Annotated in this window: 21 protein-coding genes; 17 read left to right on the forward strand and 4 right to left on the reverse strand. The window is 63.7% G+C overall.

Annotated elements, in window-relative coordinates:
• Together gmhB and DBY63_RS08080 are read left to right on the forward strand one after the other, a co-directional pair.
• The gene (gene gmhB / locus DBY63_RS08075; protein WP_027598726.1) at positions 1-543 is read left to right on the forward strand and encodes a D-glycero-beta-D-manno-heptose 1,7-bisphosphate 7-phosphatase; all 543 of its coding nucleotides are present in this window, start codon (positions 1-3) and stop codon (positions 541-543) included.
• Entirely contained in the window at positions 543-1,286 is a 744-nt protein-coding gene (locus tag DBY63_RS08080) for a lysophospholipid acyltransferase family protein (protein ID WP_027598725.1), read from the forward strand. The genes gmhB and DBY63_RS08080 overlap by 1 nt, the downstream gene beginning before the upstream one ends.
• A 389-nt stretch (positions 1,287-1,675) precedes the next feature.
• Here DBY63_RS08080 and gyrB read toward each other — a convergent pair whose 3' ends face one another.
• The 4 genes from gyrB to dnaA are packed head-to-tail and all read right to left on the reverse strand — an operon-like array spanning position 1,676 to position 7,814.
• A complete protein-coding gene (gene gyrB / locus DBY63_RS08085; protein ID WP_027598724.1) occupies positions 1,676-4,096 on the reverse strand; it encodes a DNA topoisomerase (ATP-hydrolyzing) subunit B in 2,421 nt (806 codons plus the stop codon).
• Complete coding sequence (recF, locus tag DBY63_RS08090) at positions 4,093-5,202, reverse strand: DNA replication/repair protein RecF (protein WP_007160137.1); 1,110 nt, start codon at positions 5,200-5,202, stop codon at positions 4,093-4,095. The genes gyrB and recF overlap by 4 nt, the downstream gene beginning before the upstream one ends.
• A 10-nt stretch (positions 5,203-5,212) precedes the next feature.
• Positions 5,213-6,316, reverse strand: coding sequence for a DNA polymerase III subunit beta (gene dnaN, locus DBY63_RS08095; RefSeq protein ID WP_007160136.1), 1,104 nt, complete (start codon positions 6,314-6,316; stop codon positions 5,213-5,215).
• A gap of 28 nt (positions 6,317-6,344) precedes the next feature.
• Complete coding sequence (dnaA, locus tag DBY63_RS08100; RefSeq protein ID WP_007160135.1) at positions 6,345-7,814, reverse strand: chromosomal replication initiator protein DnaA; 1,470 nt, start codon at positions 7,812-7,814, stop codon at positions 6,345-6,347.
• 526 nt (positions 7,815-8,340) lie between these two features.
• Here dnaA and rpmH point away from each other — a divergent pair.
• The 15 genes from rpmH (at position 8,341) to atpA (ending at position 21,406) form a co-directional block, all read left to right on the forward strand.
• Entirely contained in the window at positions 8,341-8,475 is a 135-nt protein-coding gene (gene rpmH / locus DBY63_RS08105) for a 50S ribosomal protein L34 (RefSeq protein ID WP_007160134.1), read from the forward strand.
• A gap of 12 nt (positions 8,476-8,487) precedes the next feature.
• Positions 8,488-8,889, forward strand: coding sequence for a ribonuclease P protein component (rnpA, locus tag DBY63_RS08110; protein ID WP_108582264.1), 402 nt, complete (start codon positions 8,488-8,490; stop codon positions 8,887-8,889).
• Positions 8,882-9,130 (forward strand): membrane protein insertion efficiency factor YidD, encoded by a 249-nt coding sequence (gene yidD / locus DBY63_RS08115; protein ID WP_007160132.1) that lies wholly within the window; start codon positions 8,882-8,884, stop codon positions 9,128-9,130. The genes rnpA and yidD overlap by 8 nt, the downstream gene beginning before the upstream one ends.
• Before the next feature lie 2 nt (positions 9,131-9,132).
• Positions 9,133-10,848, forward strand: coding sequence for a membrane protein insertase YidC (gene yidC, locus DBY63_RS08120; protein ID WP_027598723.1), 1,716 nt, complete (start codon positions 9,133-9,135; stop codon positions 10,846-10,848).
• A gap of 63 nt (positions 10,849-10,911) precedes the next feature.
• Entirely contained in the window at positions 10,912-12,273 is a 1,362-nt protein-coding gene (gene mnmE / locus DBY63_RS08125) for a tRNA uridine-5-carboxymethylaminomethyl(34) synthesis GTPase MnmE (protein ID WP_108582204.1), read from the forward strand.
• Positions 12,274-12,718: 445 nt separating this feature from the next.
• Entirely contained in the window at positions 12,719-14,611 is a 1,893-nt protein-coding gene (mnmG, locus tag DBY63_RS08130) for a tRNA uridine-5-carboxymethylaminomethyl(34) synthesis enzyme MnmG (RefSeq protein WP_027600505.1), read from the forward strand.
• Positions 14,611-15,255 (forward strand): 16S rRNA (guanine(527)-N(7))-methyltransferase RsmG, encoded by a 645-nt coding sequence (rsmG, locus tag DBY63_RS08135; RefSeq protein WP_108582205.1) that lies wholly within the window; start codon positions 14,611-14,613, stop codon positions 15,253-15,255. The genes mnmG and rsmG overlap by 1 nt, the downstream gene beginning before the upstream one ends.
• 8 nt (positions 15,256-15,263) lie before the next feature.
• Complete coding sequence (locus DBY63_RS08140; RefSeq protein ID WP_007160127.1) at positions 15,264-16,058, forward strand: ParA family protein; 795 nt, start codon at positions 15,264-15,266, stop codon at positions 16,056-16,058.
• Positions 16,059-16,067: 9 nt separating this feature from the next.
• Complete coding sequence (locus DBY63_RS08145) at positions 16,068-16,940, forward strand: ParB/RepB/Spo0J family partition protein (RefSeq protein WP_044341244.1); 873 nt, start codon at positions 16,068-16,070, stop codon at positions 16,938-16,940.
• Between the two features lie 146 nt (positions 16,941-17,086).
• A complete protein-coding gene (locus DBY63_RS08150; RefSeq protein ID WP_037006585.1) occupies positions 17,087-17,491 on the forward strand; it encodes a F0F1 ATP synthase subunit I in 405 nt (134 codons plus the stop codon).
• A 16-nt stretch (positions 17,492-17,507) separates the two neighbouring features.
• Entirely contained in the window at positions 17,508-18,371 is an 864-nt protein-coding gene (atpB, locus tag DBY63_RS08155; protein WP_007160124.1) for a F0F1 ATP synthase subunit A, read from the forward strand.
• Positions 18,372-18,510: 139 nt separating this feature from the next.
• Complete coding sequence (atpE, locus tag DBY63_RS08160) at positions 18,511-18,768, forward strand: F0F1 ATP synthase subunit C (protein ID WP_003097235.1); 258 nt, start codon at positions 18,511-18,513, stop codon at positions 18,766-18,768.
• A 55-nt stretch (positions 18,769-18,823) separates the two neighbouring features.
• Positions 18,824-19,294, forward strand: a complete 471-nt coding sequence (locus DBY63_RS08165; protein WP_007160122.1) for a F0F1 ATP synthase subunit B — start codon at positions 18,824-18,826, stop codon at positions 19,292-19,294.
• A 12-nt stretch (positions 19,295-19,306) separates the two neighbouring features.
• Positions 19,307-19,843 carry a F0F1 ATP synthase subunit delta gene (locus DBY63_RS08170; protein WP_027598717.1) on the forward strand — a complete coding sequence of 179 codons (537 nt, stop codon included), beginning with the start codon at positions 19,307-19,309 and terminating at the stop codon, positions 19,841-19,843.
• Positions 19,844-19,861: 18 nt separating this feature from the next.
• Positions 19,862-21,406 (forward strand): F0F1 ATP synthase subunit alpha, encoded by a 1,545-nt coding sequence (gene atpA / locus DBY63_RS08175; RefSeq protein WP_007160120.1) that lies wholly within the window; start codon positions 19,862-19,864, stop codon positions 21,404-21,406.
• Positions 21,407-21,449: the final 43 nt, after the last annotated feature.

Consider the following 21,449-nt stretch of genomic DNA (forward strand, 5'->3'; position numbering starts at 1 on the left):
ATGAAGCTGATCGTGCTGGACCGCGATGGCGTCATCAATGTCGATTCCGATGACTACGTGCGCAGCGCCGAGCAGTGGCAACCGCTGCCCGGCAGCCTCGCCGCCATCGCTCGCCTGAACCGGGCCGGTTGGCAGGTGGCCGTGGCCACCAACCAGTCCGGCCTGGCCCGCGGCTACTTCACGGAAGACGACCTGACGGCCATGCACGAGAAACTGCAGCGGCTGCTGGCGGAGGAGGGCGGTCGGGTCGACCTGATCCTGCACTGCCCCCATGGCCCGGAAGCGGGCTGCGACTGCCGCAAGCCGCTGCCCGGCCTGTTTCGCGCCATCGCCCACCACTATGGCCGTGCCGACCTGAGCGGCGTGCCGGTGGTGGGCGACAGCCTGCGCGATCTGGAAGCCGGCGTGGCCCTTGGCTGCACGCCCTGTCTGGTGCGGACCGGCAAGGGTGAACGCACCCTGGCCAAGCCTTTGCCAGCCGGCACCCGGGTCTTCGTCGACCTGGCCGCGGTGGCTGATCACCTGCTCGAGGAAGCGCCCTGATGCGGCTCTTGCGTACCCTGTTGTTCTATGTGCTGCTGGGAACCAGCGGCATCCTCTGGTCCTGCGTCAGCCTGCTGATCGCGCCCTTCCTGGCCTATCGCGCCCGCTATCGGCTGGTGGTCAAGGCCTGGACCGGTTTCGCCGTCTGGCTGGCCAAGGTCATCTGCGGTATCCGTTACGAGATCGAAGGCCTGGAAAACGTCCCGGCGCAGCCCTGCGTGATCGTGGCCAATCACCAGAGCACCTGGGAAACCTTTTTTCTGTCCGCCCAGTTCGAGCCCACCTCCCAGGTGATCAAGCGCGAATTGCTGCGGATTCCCTTCTTTGGCTGGGCCTTCTCGCTGCTCAAGCCGATCGCCATCGACCGCGACAACGGCAAGCTGGCCCTGCAGCAGCTGACGGAGCAGGGCGGTCGCTACCTGGCCCAGGGTTGCTGGGTGCTGATCTTTCCCCAGGGCACCCGCATCGATCATGGCCAGATGGGCAAGTTCTCTCGCGGTGGCGCCGCCCTGGCCTGCAGCCTGAACGTGCCCATCCTGCCCATCGCCCATGACGCCGGTGCCTACTGGCCCAATCGCTCCTGGATCAAGTCGCCGGGGACCATCAAGGTCAGCATCGGTCCGCTGCTCCATCCCCAGGGTCAGGATCCGCGCGCCATCGTCGATCTCAATGCCCGCTGCTTCGCCTTCATCGAACAGGCTCTGGCGACCAAGCCCGACGCCAGTCCCGCCCGCGCTGCGTAGCCTGACCGCCAGGCCGCGAGGCCTGGCTGTTTCCACCCCTTTTCCGCCCTTTTCCCACAGACTTATCCACAGGCCAGATCAAGCCTTTGGTGTGGGCGGATTTTGGCCCGCTACCTCGGATGAGTCTTCATCCACAAGTACCGACAAGCTTATTCCCAGGCTTATCCACAGGATCATCCGTTATAGCCTGTGTCTCTATGCCGCATGGCACGGCCTCTTTACGCAAATTTTCTGTGGTGATCAAAAGCGGCTGAGGAAAACTATCCACAAAACCTCTGGCTATAAGATGAACGGCGTTCGCTCCCGGGGAACGAAACGCTGCGGCTCTCTAGACAGAATGTTTTCCACAAAAAAGCCCCGCATGGCGGGGCTTGTGCATAACCGCCGGATCAGACGTCGAGGTTCGACACGGCCAAGGCATTGCTCTCGATGAAGTCGCGGCGCGGCTCCACCTGATCGCCCATCAGGGTGTTGAAGATCTGATCGGCGGCGATGGCGTCCTCGATGGTCACCTGCAGCATGCGGCGCACGTTCGGGTCCATGGTGGTTTCCCACAGCTGATCCGGATTCATCTCGCCCAGGCCCTTGTAGCGCTGGATGTTGAATCTCTTGCTGGTCTCCACCATCAGCCATTCCCAGGCTTCCTTGAAGGTGCTGACCGGGCGCCGGCGTTCGCCACGCTTGGCGTAGGCGCCTTCCTCCAGCAGGTTGTCCAGCTGGGCAGCCAGCTCGGTCACCAGGCGGTAGTCGTTGCTGCCGAAGAAATCCCGGTTGAAGGTGACGTAGCTGGACAGGCCGTGGGCACGGGTCTCGACCTCCGGCAGCCACAGGCTGCGCTCGCGGTCTTCGCGCAGGCTCAGGGTGTAGGTGGTGCCATTGCGCTCGGCAGCCTTGAGGCGCGTCTCCAGGCCGGCCAGCCACTGGCGCATGGCCGCCTCGTCACCCAGCTGCTCCACGCCCACGCGGGGCAGGTACAGCAGGTGTTCGCTGACGTCGGCCGGATAGAGGCGCGACAGGCGCTTGAAGGTCTTCATCACCTGGCGATAGCTGTTCACCAGCTTCTCGAGTTCCACGCCGGACAGGCCCGGGGCGTTCTCGTTGACATGCAGGCTGGCTTCCTCGAGGGCGGTCTGGGTCAGGTATTCCTCCATCGCCTCGTCGTCCTTGATGTACTGCTCCTGCTTGCCACGCTTCACCTTGTACAGCGGCGGCTGAGCGATGTAGATGTAGCCCCGCTCGATCAACAGCGGCATCTGGCGGAAGAAGAAGGTCAGCAGCAGGGTACGGATGTGCGAACCGTCGACGTCAGCATCGGTCATGATGATGATGTTGTGGTAGCGCAGCTTGTCGATATTGAACTCTTCGCGACCGATACCGCAGCCCAGCGCGGTGATCAGGGTGCCCACCTCCTGGGAGGAGAGCATCTTGTCGAAGCGGGCCTTCTCGACGTTGAGGATCTTGCCCTTGAGCGGCAGGATCGCCTGGGTGCGCCGGTTGCGGCCCTGCTTGGCCGAACCACCGGCGGAGTCACCCTCCACGATGTAGAGTTCGGACAGCGCCGGGTCCTTTTCCTGGCAGTCCGCCAGCTTGCCGGGCAGACCGGCGATGTCCAGGGCGCCCTTGCGGCGGGTCATCTCCCGCGCCTTGCGCGCCGCTTCCCGGGCCCGGGCCGCGTCGATCATCTTGCCGACCACCGCCTTGGCCTCGTTGGGATTCTCCAGCAGGAAGTCGGAGAAGTACTTGCCCATCTCCTGCTCCACAGCGGTCTTCACCTCGGAGGAGACCAGCTTGTCCTTGGTCTGGGAGGAGAACTTGGGATCCGGCACCTTGACCGAGATGATGGCGGTCAGGCCTTCGCGGGCGTCGTCACCGGTGGTGGCCACCTTGAACTTCTTGGCCAGGCCCTCGGCCTCGATGTAGTTGTTCAGGTTGCGCGTCAGTGCCGAGCGGAAGCCCGCCAGGTGGGTACCGCCATCGCGCTGGGGAATGTTGTTGGTGAAGCAGAGGATGTTCTCGTTGAAGCTGTCGTTCCACTGCAGGGCCACTTCCACGCCGACGCCATCGTCGTCGCGCTGCACTTGGAAATGGAACACCTCGTTCACCGCGGTCTTGTTGGTGTTGAGGTAGTCGACGAAGGCACGCAGGCCGCCTTCGTACTTGAACAGCTCTTCCTTGCCGCTGCGCTCGTCGCGCAGGACGATGCCGACACCGGAGTTGAGGAAGGACAGCTCACGAATCCGCTTGGCCAGGATGTCCCAGCTGAACTGGATGTTGCTGAAGGTCTCGGCGGACGGCTTGAAGTGCACCTGGGTACCGGTGGTGTCGGTCTCGCCGATCACCGCCAGCGGCGCCTGGGGCACGCCATGCACATAGACCTGCTCCCACACCTGGCCGGCGCGGCGAATGGTCAGCCGCAGCTCCTCGGACAGGGCGTTCACCACCGAGACGCCCACGCCGTGCAGGCCGCCGGACACCTTGTAGGTGTTGTCGTCGAACTTACCGCCGGCGTGCAGCACGGTCATGATGACCTCGGCCGCGGAAACGCCTTCTTCCTTGTGGATATCCACCGGGATGCCGCGACCGTTGTCGCGCACGGTGATGGATTCGTCCATGTGGATGGTGATGCTGATCTCGCTGCAGAAGCCGGCCAGGGCCTCGTCGATGGAGTTGTCCACCACCTCGAAGACCATGTGGTGCAGGCCGGTGCCGTCATCGGTGTCGCCGATGTACATGCCGGGGCGCTTGCGCACGGCATCCAGTCCCTTCAGCACCTTGATGCTGGAAGAGTCGTAGGTATTGGTCTCGCTCATGCTTGGCTCCCGCTAGTGTGGGTCTGCTTGATATGGCCGTGTTCCACGTGGAACACGCTGACCTCTGTCTCCGGCCGCCAGGCGGCCTGTAGCGTCTCGCGCTCGACACAGGTGATGAAGACTTGGCACTCCAGTGCCTCCAGCAGCCGGCACAAGGCCAGCCGGTGTCCCTCGTCCAGTTCCGAGGGCAGGTCGTCGATGAGATAGACGCACTGGCCCCGCTTGACCTGGTTGACCAGCCGCCCCTGGGCGATGCGCAATGCGCACACCACCAGCTTCTGCTGGCCGCGCGACAGGATGTCCGCCGCGTTGTGATTGCCGATGCGGATCCGCAAGTCGGCGCGCTGGGGGCCGGCCTGGGTATGCCCCAGCTGCAGATCCCGCGGCAGGCTATCTGCCAGCACCTCGCGCAAATCGCGCTCGCGGTCCCAGCCGCGGTAGTAACTCAGGGTCAGGCCGTCGAGCTGGATCAGTTCGGCCAGCACCGCGGTGAATTCCGGTTTCAGGCGCTGGATGTAGGCCTGGCGAAAGCCATCGATCTCGGCACTGGCTAGGGCCAGTTCCTGATCCCAGGCGGCCTGCGCCGCAGGATCGATTTTACCACGTCTGAGCCAGTGATTTCGCTGCCTGAGCGCCTTTTGCAGGCGTTGCCATAGGGGCAGAAAACGCTGTTCCTCGTGGAACACGCCCCAGTCGAGAAACTGCCGTCTGATTTTGGGACTGCCTTCGAGCAGCCGGAAGCCGTCGGGGTTGATCAGCTGCAGCGGCAGCACCTCGGCCAGCTGCGCCGCACTGCGGGCATTCTCGCCATTGATGCGGATCTGATAGTCGCCGCCGCGCTCGCGCTGGATGCCCAGGTTGCAATCCTGGCCCCCGGGCAGCCGCACCTGGCCGAACACCGTGCAGCTGGCCTGCTCGTGCTGGATGACCGGCGCCAGCTTGGTGCTGCGAAAGGAGCGGGCGAGGCCCAGCAGGTGGATGGCTTCCAGCAGGCTGGTCTTGCCGCTGCCGTTGGCGCCGTGCAGCAGGTTGACCCGGGGCGAGGGCTGAAGCGCGACCGCCTGCAGATTGCGCAGGCGGTCGGCGTTGAAGCGGATCAGCGTCATCGAGCGGCGATCAGAGGCGCATCGGCATCACGACATAGGAGGAATCGTCGTTGCCCGCCTCCTGCAACAGCGCACTGCTGCTGGAATCGGACAGGGTGATGCGCACCTGGTCGGTGGTCATTACGCCGAGCACGTCGAGCAGGTAGCTGACGTTGAAGCCGATCTCCAGGCTGCCGCCGTCGTAATCGACCTGCAGTTCTTCCTCGGCCTCTTCCTGCTCCGGGTTGTTGGCCTGGATCTTCATGAAGCCGTTTTCCAGCTGCAGGCGGATACCGCGGTACTTCTCGTTGGAGAGAATGGCGGTGCGGCTGAACGCCTCGCGCAGGTGCTGACGTTCGCCCAATACCAGCTTGTCGCCATGCCGCGGCAGGACGCGCTCGTAGTCGGGGAACTTGCCGTCCACCAGCTTGGAGGTAAAGGTGAAGTCCCCGGTGGTGGCGCGGATATGGTGCTGGCCCAGCACCACGTTGACCGGCTCTTCCGGTTCGGTGAGCAGGCGCGACAATTCCAGGATGCCCTTGCGCGGAACGATGACCTGGTGCTTCTCGGCCTGATCGACGTCGGCTTCCAGCATGCACATGGCCAGGCGGTGACCATCGGTGGCCACGGCGCGCAGGCGCCCGGTGCTGGCTTCCAGTAGCATGCCGTTGAGGTAGTAGCGCACGTCCTGCTGGGCCATGGCGAAGCCGGTGCGCTCGATCAGGCGGCGCAGGCGCCCCTGGGGAATGCTGAACTTCAGCGAACCCGGACCTTCCTCCACGGTGGGGAAGTCGTTGGCCGGCAGGGTGGACAGGGTGAAACGGCTGCGTCCGGCACGGATCAGCAGCTTCTGCTCCTCGGTGCGGATGTCGATCAGCGCATCGGGCTGCAGGCTCTTGCAGATATCCATCAGCTTGCGCGCCGGCACGGTGATCTCGCCGGCTTCGGCGGCTTCTTCCAGATCGACCCGGCCAACCAGCTCGACTTCCAGGTCGGTACCGGTCAGCGACAGCCGCTGGCCTTCAACGACCAGGAGTACGTTGGACAGCACCGGCAGCGTTTGCCGACGTTCCACGACACCGGCCACCAGCTGCAGCGGTTTCAACAGGGCTTCGCGTTGAATGGTGAAATGCATGGTCAGGTCCTTGCCAGGGCCGCGTCCGTCAGGTCGTCAGGGTACGCAGCAGGTTCTTGTAATCCTCGCGGATATCCGCGTCGGATTCCCGAAGTTCGGCGATCTTGCGACAGGCGTGCAACACCGTCGTGTGATCGCGTCCGCCAAAGGCGTCGCCGATTTCCGGCAGGCTGTGGTTGGTCAGCTCCTTGGACAGCGCCATGGCGACCTGCCGCGGCCGGGCCACCGAACGCGAGCGGCGTTTGGACAGCAGATCGGCGATCTTGATCTTGTAGTACTCGGCCGCGGTGCGCTGGATGTTGTCGATGCTGACCAGCTTGTCCTGCAGTGCCAGGAGATCCTTGAGCGATTCGCGGATCAGCTCGATGGTGATGTCGCGGCCCATGAAGTGGGCATGGGCGATTACCCGCTTGAGCGCGCCTTCCAGTTCCCGCACGTTGGAGCGGATGCGCTGGGCGATAAAGAAGGCGGCGTCGTGGGGCAGGTCGACCTTGGCCTGGTCGGCCTTCTTCATCAGGATCGCCACCCGCGTTTCCAGCTCCGGCGGCTCCACCGCCACGGTGAGACCCCAGCCGAAGCGCGACTTGAGCCGCTCTTCCAGGCCGTCGATCTCCTTGGGATAGCGGTCGCTGGTGAGGATCACCTGTTGTCCACCTTCGAGCAGGGCATTGAAGGTGTGGAAAAACTCTTCCTGCGAACGCTCCTTGCGGGCGAAGAACTGGATGTCGTCGATCAGCAGCGCGTCCACCGAGCGGTAGAAGCGCTTGAATTCGTTGATGGCGTTGAGCTGCAGCGCCTTGACCATGTCGGCGACGAAGCGCTCCGAATGCAGATAGACGATCTTGGCGTTCGGATTGCGCTTGAGCAGGTGGTTGCCCACCGCGTGCATCAGGTGGGTCTTACCCAGACCCACGCCCCCATAAAGGAAGAGCGGGTTGTAGCCGTGCTTGGGATTGTCCGCCACCTGCCAGGCCGCGGCGCGGGCCAGCTGGTTGGACTTGCCCTCGACGAAGTTCTCGAAGGTGAAGGTACGGTTCAGGTAGCTGGTGTGCTTGAGCGCGCCCTCTACCTGCACGGTGCGTTCGGTCTTGACCGCCGGCTCGTCGGCCTCGGCCAGTTCCGCGGTCACGTCTTCCAGGGCGACGCCCGCGGTGACGATGTCCGACTGGATCGGCTGCGGAGCCTGCACCGGAGGAGGCAGCGGGGTGCTCTGGCTGCTTGGCGTCTGCGCCGGACGCGGCTTGTTGCTGCGCTTGCTGCCGATCAACAGGGACAGCACCGGGGCGATGCCGTCGTCGGCATGTTCCTCGAGCAATTCGAGGATGCGGCTCAGGTACTTCTCGTTGACCCAGTCGAGCACGAAGCGATTGGGCGCGAACACCCGCAGCTCATCCCCTTCCGCTTCCACCTGCAGTGGCCGGATCCAGGTATTGAATTGTTGCGAAGGCAGCTCGTCGCGCAGCACATCCACGCAACGTTGCCAGAGTTCGACCGACACAGCGTCTCCCAAGAACTGGAGCGGCCCGGACGGGCCATGAGCAAACGCCCATTGTATCCCTCCCCACCCGGGTTATCCACATGACCGCGCAGTTTCCCAACAGATAGCCGTCACTACGGTAATGGGCGGACGCACGACCGTCAGCTCTGTGGATAACGCCGTCTGACCTCTCTGGACATCCCGGGGCTTTTCGCTGTGGATAATCCGACTGTGCGTAACCGCCTTGCTTATCCACAGCCTCTCAGCAGGCAGAGCACCCGAACTGCACCTGTTGAAAACAGACTTTCCGTCCCCGCTCCGGTCAGAGCCCGTCTGGCCTGGCACGATCTATCCACAGAAATCCGCTGCACCATACATATTCACTTCAACAGTCTTTTAAAACTTTCTGACCTGTTGATTTTATTTGCCTGGTCTCCTGTCAGCCGGTGCTGGTTGGAAATTGACCTGTACCGAGGCTTTCTCTAGAATCGCCGGTCTCTTTGCGCGGGGCACTCATGCCTTGCCGCTTTCACCTAGGTAAAAGTCCATGAAACGCACCTTCCAACCCAGCACCCTGAAGCGCGCCCGTGTCCACGGTTTCCGTGCTCGTATGGCAACCAAGAACGGCCGTCAGGTTCTGTCCCGTCGCCGTGCCAAAGGCCGCAAGCGTCTGGCGATCTGATTGCCCGGTCAGGTGGTGAGTCAGGGTTTCGGTCGGGACAGGCGCTTACTGAGCTCCCAACAGTTCCAAGCGGTCTTTGACTCTCCCACCCACAAGGCATCCGGCAAGCACCTGCTGCTGCTCGCCCATGCCAATGGGCTCGACCATTCCCGCCTCGGGCTGGTCATCGGCAAGAAGAGCGTCAGGCTTTCTGTCGAGCGCAATCGCATCAAGCGGGTCATCCGGGATTCCTTCCGTCTGAATCAGGACCGCCTGGGCAGCTTCGATCTGGTCTTCGTCGCCCGCAAGGGACTTGGCGAAGTCGACAATCCCGAATTGCACGATCAGCTGCTGCAACTGTGGAAACGTCTCAATCGCCAGGCGAGCAAGACCGTTGCCCACCCAATCGACAGTCCCGACGGTGCTCATGCGTAAACCGGCCCTGCTGCTGATTCGCTTCTACCGTTACGCCATCAGCCCCATGATGGCCAGTCACTGTCGTTTCTATCCGACCTGTTCCGGTTACGCCCTCGAAGCCATCGAGCGCCACGGGCTGCTGCGTGGTGGCTGGCTGACCACACGGCGACTGTGCCGGTGCCATCCCTGGCACTCAGGCGGATATGATCCCGTTCCTCCCGCAAAGAACCCAGCCCCGACCTCTTCGATGGCCGAGTAAACATGGATATCAAGCGCCCGCTACTCATTGCCGCCTTGGCGATCGTGTCCTACACCCTGGTTTTCCAGTGGAACAAGGATTACGGCCAGGCCGATCTGCCCACGGCCAAGACGCAGACCAGCGTCCTGCCGGGCGATACCCCCAACGTGCCCACCGACGTACCGGCCGATGCCAAGGCCGCGGCGCCAGTGGACAACTCGGCCGCCCAACCGAGCACCGCGCTCATCAAGGTGCGTACCGACGTCCTGGATCTGGCCATCGATCCGCGCGGTGGTGACATCGTCCAGCTCGGACTGGTGCAGTACCCCCGTCGCCAGGACCACCCCGACGTTCCCTTCATGCTGTTCGACAACGGCAACGAGCGTCTCTATCTGGCCCAGAGCGGCCTGACCGGTGCCAACGGACCCGACGCCAACAGCGCCGGTCGTCCGCTGTACACCTCGGCGCAGTCCAGCTACGTGCTCGCCGATGGCCAGCCGCAACTGGTGGTGGATCTCAAGTACCAGGCCAATGGCGTGGACTACACTAAGAGATTCACCTTCCACCGGGGCCTGAAGGTCGATTGTTCGGACGCCGAGAAGGCGCAGAAGAAGATCACCTGCATCAATCCGGACGCCTACCAGATCCAGGTCAGCTATCTGATCGACAACCACAGCGCCAACGCCTGGAACGGCGTGCTCTACGCCCAGCTCAAGCGTGACAAGAGCGGCGATCCCTCGGCCACCACCGCCACCGGCGTGTCCACCTACCTGGGCGCCGCGGTCGGCACCCCGGCCGAGCCCTACCGCAAGGTGTCCATGAGCGACATGGACAAGAACCGCCTGCAGGAATCCGTGCAGGGCGGCTGGGTGGGTTGGCTGCAGCACTACTTCGTCACCGCCTGGGTGCCGAACAAGGATGAGCAGCACCAGATCACCACCCGCAAGGATGCCCAGGGCAACTACATCGTCGGCTTCACCGGTCCGCAGTTCAGCGTGCCGGCGGGTGGCAAGGGCGAGACCTCACTGACCCTCTACGCCGGTCCGAAGATCCAGGAGCACCTCAAGACCCTGTCCCACGGCCTGGAACTGACGGTCGACTACGGCTTCCTGTGGTTCATCGCCCAGCCGATCTTCTGGCTGCTGCAGCATATCCACAGCATCCTGGGTAACTGGGGCTGGTCGATCATCGTCCTGACCATCATCATCAAGATGCTGTTCTTCCCGCTGTCCGCCGCCAGCTACCGTTCCATGGCGCGCATGCGTGCCGTCGGCCCGCGACTGCAGGCGCTGAAGGAACAGTATGGCGACGATCGCCAGAAGATGTCCCAGGCGATGATGGAGCTGTACCGTAAGGAGAAGATCAATCCCCTGGGTGGCTGCCTGCCCATCGTGGTGCAGATGCCGGTGTTCCTGGCGCTGTACTGGGTGCTGCTGGAAAGCGTCGAGATGCGCCAGTCGCCCTGGATGTTCTGGATCACCGACCTGTCGGCCAAGGATCCCTTCTTCATCCTGCCAATCATCATGGGCGGTACCATGCTGGTGCAGCAGATGCTGAACCCGGCACCGCCGGATCCCATGCAGGCCAAGGTCATGAAGATGATGCCGATCATCTTCACCTTCTTCTTCCTGTGGTTCCCGGCCGGTCTGGTGCTGTACTGGATCGTCAACAACTGCCTGTCGATCCTGCAGCAGTGGTACATTACCCGGAAGATCGAGGCGGCCAGCAAGAAGGCCTGACCCCGCTCACCCTGTCCACACGACGCCCCTTGATTGGGGCGTCGTGCTTTCTGGAGGATCGTCATGTCCCTGCCTTCCGACAGTATCGCCGCCATCGCCACCGCCACCGGGCGCGGCGGCGTCGGCATCGTCCGCGTCTCCGGTCCCCTGGCCGCCCCGCTGGCGCGGGCGATCTGCGGCCGCGAGCTGCCGCCCCGGCATGCCCACTACGGCAACTTCCTCGCCGCCGACGGCAGCGTGCTGGACGCCGGCATCGCGCTGTTCTTTCCCGGTCCCAACTCCTTCACCGGCGAAGATGTGCTGGAGCTGCAGGGCCATGGCGGCCCGGTGATCCTCGATCTGCTGCTGCGCCGCACCCTGGAAGAGGGCGCGCGCCTGGCCCGCCCGGGTGAATTCAGCGAACGCGCCTTTCTCAACGACAAGCTCGACCTGGCCCAGGCCGAAGCCATCGCCGACCTCATCGAGGCCAGCACCGAACAGGCGGCGCGCAATGCCCTGCGTTCGCTGCAGGGCGAATTCTCGCGCCGGGTGGAGAGCCTGGTCGAACAGCTGATCCGCCTGCGCATCTATGTCGAGGCGGCCATCGACTTTCCCGAGGAAGAGATCGACTTCCTCGCCGATGGCCGGGTCCAGGGCCTGCTGGAGGGCGTCCAGGCCGAACTGCACGAGGTCCAGCGCGAAGCCAACCGCGGCGCCCTGCTGCGCGACGGCATGACCGTGGTGATCGCCGGTCGCCCCAATGCCGGCAAGTCCAGCCTGCTCAACGCCCTGGCCGGGCGTGAGGCCGCCATCGTCACCGACATCGCCGGCACCACCCGGGATGTCCTGCGCGAACATATCCACATTGATGGCATGCCGCTGCATGTGGTCGATACCGCCGGCTTGCGTGACACCAGCGACCGGGTCGAGCAGATCGGGGTCCAGCGCGCCCTGGATGCCATTGCCGGCGCCGACCGGGTGCTGCTGGTGGTGGACGCCAGCGCTCCGGAAGCCCGGGATCCCCAGGCGCTCTGGCCGGAACTGCTGAGCACCCGGCCGCCGCTGGACAAGCTGACGGTGATCCGCAACAAGGCCGACCTCACCGGTGAGCCTACCGGGCTGCTGGCGACCGAGCCGGTCGAGATCAGTCTCAGCGCCACCGATGGCGCCGGTATCGAAGCCCTGCGCGAGCATCTCAAGGCCTGCATGGGCTTCGAACAGACCACCGAAGGCGGCTTCAGCGCCCGCCGCCGCCATCTGGATGCCCTGCAGCGGGCCGCCAGCGCCCTGGACCACGGCCATCGCCAACTCACCCTGGCCGGCTCCGGCGAGCTGCTGGCCGAAGACCTGCGCCAGGCCCAGCAGGTGCTTGGCGAGATCACCGGCGCCTTCAGCTCCGACGACCTGCTCGGGCGCATCTTCTCCAGCTTCTGCATCGGCAAATAGCCTCCCTTCCGCCGTTCCCGGCCTGTGCAACGCAGGCCTTGGCTGTCCTCATCTCCCCTTTCCAGAGTCCTGTTGATAACCCTGCCTGAGGTCTGCCCATAAATCGGTGCACGAACTGTCCATGACTGGCGTTGTGGATAAGCGGGCAAAGGGTCCACAGGATGCTGAGAGCTTGTATTCATCCACAGCACAAGACGTACACGGGGTTCAGGTTTTCCCCAGCCCAGCGTTGACGAGGGCTGCATAGGCTTATCCACAGCGAAGGGCCTGCATATACATAAGCTCTATATCAGTCCTTTTAAAACTTTCTTCCCTATTGTTTATATTGGGTGTCTGCCAGGCCAGCTGATCATTTTTTGGCCAGAGCCCCCTTCTGCAAGTGACGTCCAGGCCTTATACTTGCCGGCTTTCCTTTGAATTCCTGCCAACAGGCACGAGGTGCGTGGTGGACTTTCCTTCCCGTTTCGACGTCATCGTGATCGGCGGCGGCCATGCCGGTACCGAAGCGGCCTTGGCGGCCGCTCGCATGGGTGTGCGCACCCTGCTGCTCACGCATAATGTGGAAACTCTCGGCCAGATGAGCTGCAACCCCGCCATCGGCGGCATCGGCAAGAGCCATCTGGTCAAGGAGATCGATGCCCTGGGCGGCGCCATGGCCGCGGCCACGGATCTCGCCGGCATCCAGTTCCGCATTCTCAACAGCCGCAAGGGACCTGCCGTGCGCGCCACTCGCGCCCAGGCCGATCGCGTGCTGTACAAGGCGGCCATCCGCTACACGCTGGAAAACCAGCCGAACCTGTGGATATTCCAGCAGGCCTGCGACGACCTCATCGTCGAAGGCGATCGCGTCGCCGGCGTGATCACCCAGATGGGCCTGAAATTCCATGCCGACAACGTGGTGCTGACCGCCGGGACCTTCCTCGGTGGTCTTATCCACATCGGTCTGCAGAACCACAGCGGTGGACGAGCCGGGGACCCGCCGGCCATCGCACTGGCCCAGCGCCTGCGTGAACTGCCGCTGCGGGTATCGCGACTGAAGACCGGCACGCCGCCGCGCATCGACGGCCGCTCGGTGGACTTCTCGGTGATGACCGAGCAGCCCGGCGATACCCCCTTGCCGGTGATGTCCTTTCTCGGCAATCGCGAGCAGCATCCGGCGCAGGTCAGCTGCTGGATCACCCACACCAATGCCCGCACCCACGACATCATCCGCGCCAACCTGGATCGTTCGCCCATGTACTCCGGCGTGATCGAAGGAGTAGGGCCGCGCTACTGTCCGTCCATCGAAGACAAGATCCACCGCTTCGCCGACAAGGACAGCCATCAGGTCTTTCTCGAGCCCGAGGGTCTGACCACCCACGAGCTCTATCCCAACGGCATCTCCACCTCGCTGCCCTTCGATGTGCAGCTCGAGGTGGTGCGCTCCATGCGCGGCATGGAGAACGCCCACATCCTGCGACCCGGCTACGCCATCGAATACGACTTCTTCGATCCGCGGGATCTCAAGTACAGCCTGGAAACCAAGGTCATCGCCGGCCTGTTCTTTGCCGGCCAGATCAATGGCACCACCGGCTACGAAGAAGCCGGCGCCCAGGGGCTGCTCGCCGGTGCCAACGCCGCGTTGCGCGCCCAGGGCCGCGAGGCCTGGTGTCCGCGCCGCGACGAGGCCTACCTCGGCGTGCTGGTGGACGACCTCATCACCCTGGGCACCCAGGAGCCCTATCGGATGTTTACCTCGCGCGCCGAATACCGGCTGATCCTGCGCGAAGACAACGCCGACCTGCGCCTGACCGAGAAGGGTCGCGAGCTGGGCCTGGTGGACGATCAGCGCTGGGCGCTGTTCGAAGCCAAGCGCGAGGGCATCGCCCTGGAAGAGCAGCGCCTCAAGGCGACCTGGATCCGTCCGGGCACGCCCCAGGGCACGGCGGTGGCCGAACGCTTCGGCACCCCGCTCAACCACGAATACAACCTGCAGAACCTGCTGGCCCGCCCGGAGATCGATTACGCCGGCCTGATGGCCGCGGTGGGCGAAACGCCGGCCGAGACCCAGGTCGCCGAGCAGATCGAGATCAAGACCAAGTACGCCGGCTACATCGATCGCCAGCAGGACGAGATCCAGCGGCTGCGCGCCAGCGACGCCGTGGCGCTGCCCGCCGAGCTGGACTACGCCAGCATCTCCGGCCTGTCCAAGGAGATTCAGCACAAGCTGGCCCAGGCCCGTCCCGAAACCCTCGGTCAGGCCTCGCGCATTCCCGGGGTCACCCCGGCGGCGGTCTCGCTGCTGCTGATCCACCTGAAGAAGCGCAGCGCCGGTCGCAGCCTGGAGCACAGCGCCTGATGGCCAGCGCGATTCAAGCCAACGAACTGCGCCAGGGCGCCGAGACGCTCGGCGTGGCGCTGTCCGCCGCCGTGGAAGAGCGCCTGCTGGGCTACCTGGACCTGCTGGTCAAGTGGAACAAGGCCTACAACCTCACCGCGGTGCGCGATCCCAACGAGATGGTCTCGCGGCACCTGCTGGACAGCCTCAGCATCGTCCCCTACGTGGGCGCCGGGCACTGGCTGGACGTGGGCAGCGGCGGCGGCATGCCGGGCATTCCCCTGGCGATCCTCTTTCCGGAGTCGCGCTTCACCCTGCTCGACAGCAACGGCAAGAAAACGCGCTTCCTGACCCAGGCCAGGATCGAGCTGGGCCTGACCAATCTCGAGGTGGTGCATGCCCGCGTCGAGGCCTATCAGCCCGCCGCGCCCTTCACCGGCATCGTCTCGCGGGCGTTCAGCGCCATCGACGACTTCGCCACCTGGACGCGCCACCTGGGCGACAACCAAACACAGTGGCTGGCGATGAAGGGGCTACACCCCGACGACGAGCTGGCCAAGCTACCAGCGGATTTCCGGGTTGCGGCGGCGCACGTCCTCGCGGTTCCCGGTTGCCAAGGCCAGCGGCACTTGCTGATACTGCGCCGCACGAACGGAGAGGGGTAAGGCGGTACATGGCCAAGGTTTACGCGATAGCCAACCAGAAGGGCGGGGTGGGCAAGACCACGACGTGCATCAATCTCGCCGCTTCTCTGGCCGCCACCAACCGGCGCAAGGTGCTGCTGATCGACCTCGATCCCCAGGGTAACGCCACCATGGGCAGCGGGGTGGACAAGCATGCCCTGGAGCATTCGGTGCTGGACGTCCTCACCGGCGCCTGCGGCCTGCTCGACGCCATGCACTTTTCCGAGCACGGCGGCTACCAGCTGCTGCCCTCGAACCGCGACGTCACCGCCGCGGAAGTCGAGCTGCTGGAGATGAGCGGGCGCGAGAGTCGCCTGCGCGATGCCCTGGCCCCGGTGCGGGACAACTACGACTACGTGCTCATCGACTGCCCGCCGTCGCTGTCCATGCTGACCATCAACGGGCTGGTGGCCGCCGATGGCGTGATCATCCCCATGCAGTGCGAATACTTCGCCCTGGAAGGCCTGACCGATCTGATCGGCAGCATCCAGCACATCGCCCAGCGGCTGAATCCGCAGCTGAAGATCGAAGGCCTGCTGCGCACCATGTTCGATCCGCGCATCGGCCTGGCCAACGACGTCGCCGCCCAGCTCAAGCAGCACTTCGGCGACGAGCTCTACGAAACCATCATTCCGCGCAACGTCCGCCTGGCCGAAGCCCCCAGCTACGGCATGCCCGCGCTGGTCTACGACAAGAGCTCCAAGGGGGCCGCGGCCTATCTGGAGCTGGCCAGCGAGCTGGTCAAACGTCAGCGCAAGGCGGCTCGCGTCGCCAAGACTGCCTAAGGAATCCCCATGGCTGTGAAGAAACGAGGTCTGGGCCGCGGTCTCGACGCCCTGCTCGGCGGTGCCAGCGTCAAGGTCCTGCAGGAGCAGGCCGCCGCCACCCCGGTCAGCGAACTGCAATCGCTGCCGGTGGACATCATCCAGCGCGGCAAGTACCAGCCGCGCCGGCACATGGATCCGACCGCTCTGGAAGAGCTGGCCAACTCCATTCGCGTCCAGGGGCTGATGCAGCCCATCGTGGTGCGCGCCATCGGCGAAGGCCGTTACGAGATCATCGCCGGTGAACGCCGCTGGCGCGCCAGCCAGCAGGCCGGTCTGGACCGCATCCCCGCGCTGGTGCGCGATGTGCCCGACCAGGTGGCCATCGCCCTGGCGCTGATCGAGAACATCCAGCGGCAGAACCTCAATCCGCTGGAAGAAGCCATGGCCCTGCAGCGGTTGCAGGACGAATTCGAGCTGACCCAGGCCCAGGTGGCCGAAGCCGTCGGCAAGTCGCGCTCGGGCGTGACCAACCTGCTGCGCCTGCTGGCTCTGGCCGAAGAGGCCAAGGACCTGCTGGCCAGGGGCGAGCTGGAGATGGGCCACGCCCGCGCCCTGCTCGGCCTGCCCAAGGCCCGCCAGGCGGAAGGGGCGCGGCACGTTGTCGCACGGGGGCTCACCGTCCGCCAGACCGAAGCCCTGGTGCGCCAGTGGCTCAGCGGTGCGGAGCCGGTCGAGAAGGCGCCTGCGGTGGATCCGGACATCAGCCGGCTGGAGCAGCGTCTGGCCGAACGTTTGGGCGCCAACGTGCAGATCCGCCATGGCGAGAAAGGCAAGGGTCAACTGGTGATCCGTTACACCTCTTTGGACGAACTTCAAGGCGTACTGGCGCACATTCGCTGACACAAATGCCTGCAAGGCTGGGCGGCAATCTGTCCGGGGTGGCTTGAACCACTCCAGACGCGCCCCTATACTTTGCCCGCTTTTTGTCGGCACAAAGCATGCCAGTGAAAACAACTATTATGCCGACACCAGAGGACTTCGAGCCGATGGACCGCCGCACGCCCAAACGCCTGCCCTTCCATCACCAGCCTGCCTTTCGCCTGCTGCTCGTCCAACTGGCTGTCGCGTCGTGTGCCGCCGTTGTCTTGTCTTGCTTCGTCGGTAAGGTCGCCGGTTATTCCGGATTGTTGGGCGGGCTGATTGCCTGGCTGCCCAATCTGTATTTTTCGTTCAAGGCGTTCCGCTATCGCGGCGCCCATGCCGCCCGAGACATCGTCCGTTCTTTCTACTCGGGCGAGGCGGGCAAACTGATTCTCACGGCAGTGCTCTTTGCACTGACGTTTGCCGGGGTAAAACCGCTTTCGGCTCCTGCACTGTTCGGCGTCTACCTGTTGACGCTGATGGTCAATGCCGGCGCGCCCCTGCTACTGAAAAAACCGACTAGACCTTAAGGCATTCGAGGCACACATGGCAGCAGACTCCGCTTCGGGCTACATCCAGCACCACCTGCAGAACCTGACCTATGGTATGCATCCGGTGAACGGCTGGAGCTTCGCCCACACCCCCGCTGAAGCTAAGGAAATGGGCTTCTGGGCCTTCCACGTGGACACCCTCGGCTGGTCGGTCGCCCTCGGCCTGATCTTCCTGGTGCTGTTCCGCAGCATCGCCAAGAAGGCCACCAGCGGTCAGCCCGGCGGCCTGCAGAACTTCGTCGAAGTGCTGGTGGAATTCGTCGACGGCAGCGTCCGTGACACCTTCCATGGCAAGAACGCCCTGATCGCGCCCCTGGCCCTGACCATCTTCGTCTGGATCTTCCTGATGAACCTGATGGACCTGGTGCCGGTGGACTGGCTGCCGTCCGTGGCCGGCATGCTGTTCGGCGAGCACACCTACTTCCGCGTGGTGCCCACCACCGACCCGAACGCCACCCTGGGCATGGCCCTGTCGGTGTTTGGCCTGATCATCTTCTACAGCATCAAGATGAAGGGTCTCGGCGGCTTCTTCGGCGAGCTGACCCTGCACCCGTTCAGCAGCAAGAATCCGCTGCTGCAGATCATCCTGATTCCGATCAACTTCCTGCTCGAATTCGTCACCCTGATCGCCAAGCCGATCTCGCTGGCGCTGCGACTGTTCGGCAACATGTATGCGGGCGAGCTGATCTTCATCCTGATCGCCATCATGTTCGCCAACGGTCTGGCACTGGGCGGTCTGGGTATCGTGCTGCAGTGGGCGTGGGCGGTGTTCCACATCCTCATCATCACCCTGCAGGCCTTCATCTTCATGATGCTGACCATCGTCTACCTGTCGATGGCGCACGAAGAAAGTCACTAAGGAATGGCCCCCGGGCGCTGCTGACGGCGTCCGGAGGCGGTTCTGCCGTGAGTCCCGGCGGGCCCTGTCCGCCGGGTAACTTGGGAAAACTTTTTCGCTTCAACCTTAACCAAGACGACTAAAAAAGTCGGGAGGAAAGATGGAAACTGTAGTTGGTTTGACCGCGATCGCCGTTGCTCTGCTGATTGGCCTGGGCGCTCTGGGTACCGCCATTGGCTTCGGTCTGCTGGGTGGCAAGTTCCTCGAAGGCGCCGCTCGTCAGCCGGAAATGGTTCCGATGCTGCAAGTCAAGATGTTCATCGTCGCCGGTCTGCTCGACGCCGTGACCATGATCGGTGTTGGTATCGCCCTGTTCTTCACCTTCGCTAACCCCTTCGTTGGTCAGATCGCCGGCTGATCACCCTCGCGGGTGTAGGCAGGACTGATGGACAACGAACGAGCGAGGTGTTGGCGTGAACATTAATGCAACCCTGATAGGCCAGTCCGTTGCCTTCTTCATCTTCGTGCTCTTCTGCATGAAGTACGTGTGGCCGCCGATCATCTCGGCGCTGCGTGAGCGTGAGAAGAAGATTGCCGATGGCCTTGACGCTGCCAACCGCGCGGCTCGTGATCTGGAAGTGGCACAGCAGCAAGCCAACCAGAAAGTGAACGAAGCCAAGGGTCAAGCAGCCGAGATCATCGAGCAAGCCAACAAGCGTGCCGCTCAGATCGTCGAGGACGCACAGGCCAAGGCCCGTGCCGAAGGCGACCGGATCAAGGCGCAGGCTCAGGCGGAAATCGAGCAGGAAATCAACACCGCGAAGGACGCTCTGCGTGCTCGCGTCGGCGTGCTGGCCGTGGCCGGCGCCGAGAAGATCCTCGGATCGACCGTTGATGCCAATGCTCATGCCCAGTTGGTCGACCGACTGGCAGCGGAAATCTAAGCGAGGCCACCAATGGCAGAACTGAACACGCTGGCCCGGCCCTATGCCAAGGCGGCTTTCGAGTTCGCACAGTCCCAGCAGCAGTTGACCCAATGGTCGGCCGCGCTAGGGCTGCTCGCCGCGGTATCCCAAGATGGGACCGTGCGCCAGCTGCTTCAGCAGCCGCAGTTGACTGCGGACGCCAAGGCCGGATTGCTCATCGACGTATGTGGCGATCAGCTGGATGCACAGTCCCAGAACTTCGTTCGGACCGTGGCAGAAAACGACCGGATCGACCTGTTCCCGGCCATCGCCGAGATCTACGAGGCGTACAAGGCCGAGCAGGAAAAATCCATTGAGGCGGAAGTCACCAGTGCTTTCGCCTTGAGCGACGAACAGCAAGACAAACTCGCCAAGGCTCTCAGCGCAAGGCTAGGTCGACAAGTGCGACTAAATGCATCCGAGGATGCGAGCCTGATCGGTGGTGTGGTAATCCGCGCCGGCGACTTGGTAATCGATGGCTCCGTTCGCGGCAAGCTCGCGCAACTGGCCGAAGCGTTGAAACCTTGAGTTTGAAGGGGCAGTAGCATGCAGCAACTCAATCCTTCCGAAATTAGTGAAATCATCAAGGGTCGCATCGAGAAACTCGACGTGACCTCGCAAGCCCGCAACGAAGGCACCATCGTCAGCGTGTCCGACGGTATCGTGCGGATCTTCGGTCTGGCCGACGTCATGTACGGCGAAATGATCGAATTCCCCGGCGGCATCTACGGCATGGCGCTGAACCTGGAGCAGGACTCCGTCGGCGCCGTGGTCCTGGGTAGCTACCTGGGTCTGGCCGAAGGCATGAGCGCCAAGTGCACCGGCCGCATCCTGGAAGTCCCGGTTGGTCCGGAACTGCTGGGTCGCGTCGTCGACGCCCTGGGCAACCCCATCGATGGCAAGGGTCCGCTGAACGCCAGCGCCACCGACGCCGTCGAGAAGGTCGCACCGGGCGTGATCTGGCGTCAGTCGGTCGACCAGCCGGTGCAGACCGGCTACAAGGCCGTCGATGCCATGATCCCGGTAGGCCGCGGTCAGCGCGAGCTGATCATCGGTGACCGTCAGATCGGCAAGACCGCCATGGCGATCGATGCCATCATCAACCAGAAGAACAGCGGCATCCGCTGCGTCTACGTCGCCATTGGTCAGAAGCAGTCGACCATCGCCAACGTGGTGCGCAAGCTGGAAGAGAACGGCGCTCTGCACAACACCATCGTGGTGGCAGCCAGTGCGTCCGAATCGGCGGCCCTGCAGTTCCTGGCACCCTACTCGGGTTGCACCATGGGCGAATACTTCCGCGACCGCGGTGAAGACGCCCTGATCGTCTATGACGATCTGTCCAAGCAGGCCGTGGCCTATCGCCAGATCTCCCTGCTGCTGCGTCGTCCGCCGGGCCGTGAAGCCTATCCCGGCGACGTGTTCTATCTCCACAGCCGTCTGCTCGAGCGCGCCTCCCGCGTCTCCGCCGACTACGTCGAGAAGTTCACCAACGGCGCCGTGACCGGCAAGACCGGCTCGCTGACCGCACTGCCGATCATCGAGACCCAGGCCGGCGACGTGTCCGCCTTCGTTCCGACCAACGTGATCTCCATCACCGACGGCCAGATCTTCCTGGAAGCCGGCCTGTTCAACTCGGGCATCCGCCCGGCGGTCAACGCCGGTGTCTCGGTATCCCGTGTGGGTGGTGCGGCCCAGACCAAGATCATCAAGAAGCTGTCCGGCGGTATCCGTACCGCGCTGGCCCAGTACCGTGAACTGGCGGCCTTCGCCCAGTTCGCCTCGGACCTGGACGAAGCCACCCGCAAGCAGCTCGAGCATGGTCAGCGCGTCACCGAGCTGATGAAGCAGAAGCAGTACGCGCCCATGTCCATCGCCGAGATGTCCCTGAGCCTGTACGCCGCCGAGCGTGGTTTCCTGAGCGATGTGTCCCTGGACAAGATCGGTAGCTTCGAGCAGGCCCTGATCGCCTACTTCAACCGCGATCACGCCGACCTGATGGCCAAGATCAACGTGAAGGGCGACTTCAACGACGAGATCGACGCCGGCATCAAGGCGGGAATCGAGAAGTTCAAGGCCACGCAAACCTGGTAAGCCGCGACGGGGGCGCCAGCCCCCGTTTGCCAACCCGATAGGT

The organism is Pseudomonas sp. RIT411 (genome assembly GCF_003057735.2).
In the GTDB taxonomy this organism is placed as follows: domain Bacteria; phylum Pseudomonadota; class Gammaproteobacteria; order Pseudomonadales; family Pseudomonadaceae; genus Chryseomonas; species Chryseomonas oryzihabitans.

Excerpts from the sequence above, each read along its gene's own strand:
- DBY63_RS08150 (WP_037006585.1), top strand. The coding sequence starts at position 17,087 with ATGGACCGCCGCACGCCCAAACGCCTGCCCTTCCATCACCAGCCTGCC.
- atpA (WP_007160120.1), top strand. The coding sequence starts at position 19,862 with ATGCAGCAACTCAATCCTTCCGAAATTAGTGAAATCATCAAGGGTCGC.
- dnaN (WP_007160136.1), bottom strand. The coding sequence starts at position 6,316 with ATGCATTTCACCATTCAACGCGAAGCCCTGTTGAAACCGCTGCAGCTG.
- DBY63_RS08170 (WP_027598717.1), top strand. The coding sequence starts at position 19,307 with ATGGCAGAACTGAACACGCTGGCCCGGCCCTATGCCAAGGCGGCTTTC.
- DBY63_RS08145 (WP_044341244.1), top strand. The coding sequence starts at position 16,068 with ATGGCTGTGAAGAAACGAGGTCTGGGCCGCGGTCTCGACGCCCTGCTC.
- recF (WP_007160137.1), bottom strand. The coding sequence starts at position 5,202 with ATGACGCTGATCCGCTTCAACGCCGACCGCCTGCGCAATCTGCAGGCG.
- yidC (WP_027598723.1), top strand. The coding sequence starts at position 9,133 with ATGGATATCAAGCGCCCGCTACTCATTGCCGCCTTGGCGATCGTGTCC.
- yidD (WP_007160132.1), top strand. The coding sequence starts at position 8,882 with ATGCGTAAACCGGCCCTGCTGCTGATTCGCTTCTACCGTTACGCCATC.
- rsmG (WP_108582205.1), top strand. The coding sequence starts at position 14,611 with ATGGCCAGCGCGATTCAAGCCAACGAACTGCGCCAGGGCGCCGAGACG.
- atpE (WP_003097235.1), top strand. The coding sequence starts at position 18,511 with ATGGAAACTGTAGTTGGTTTGACCGCGATCGCCGTTGCTCTGCTGATT.
- gyrB (WP_027598724.1), bottom strand. The coding sequence starts at position 4,096 with ATGAGCGAGACCAATACCTACGACTCTTCCAGCATCAAGGTGCTGAAG.
- DBY63_RS08140 (WP_007160127.1), top strand. The coding sequence starts at position 15,264 with ATGGCCAAGGTTTACGCGATAGCCAACCAGAAGGGCGGGGTGGGCAAG.
- atpB (WP_007160124.1), top strand. The coding sequence starts at position 17,508 with ATGGCAGCAGACTCCGCTTCGGGCTACATCCAGCACCACCTGCAGAAC.
- gmhB (WP_027598726.1), top strand. The coding sequence starts at position 1 with ATGAAGCTGATCGTGCTGGACCGCGATGGCGTCATCAATGTCGATTCC.
- rpmH (WP_007160134.1), top strand. The coding sequence starts at position 8,341 with ATGAAACGCACCTTCCAACCCAGCACCCTGAAGCGCGCCCGTGTCCAC.
- mnmE (WP_108582204.1), top strand. The coding sequence starts at position 10,912 with ATGTCCCTGCCTTCCGACAGTATCGCCGCCATCGCCACCGCCACCGGG.
- DBY63_RS08080 (WP_027598725.1), top strand. The coding sequence starts at position 543 with ATGCGGCTCTTGCGTACCCTGTTGTTCTATGTGCTGCTGGGAACCAGC.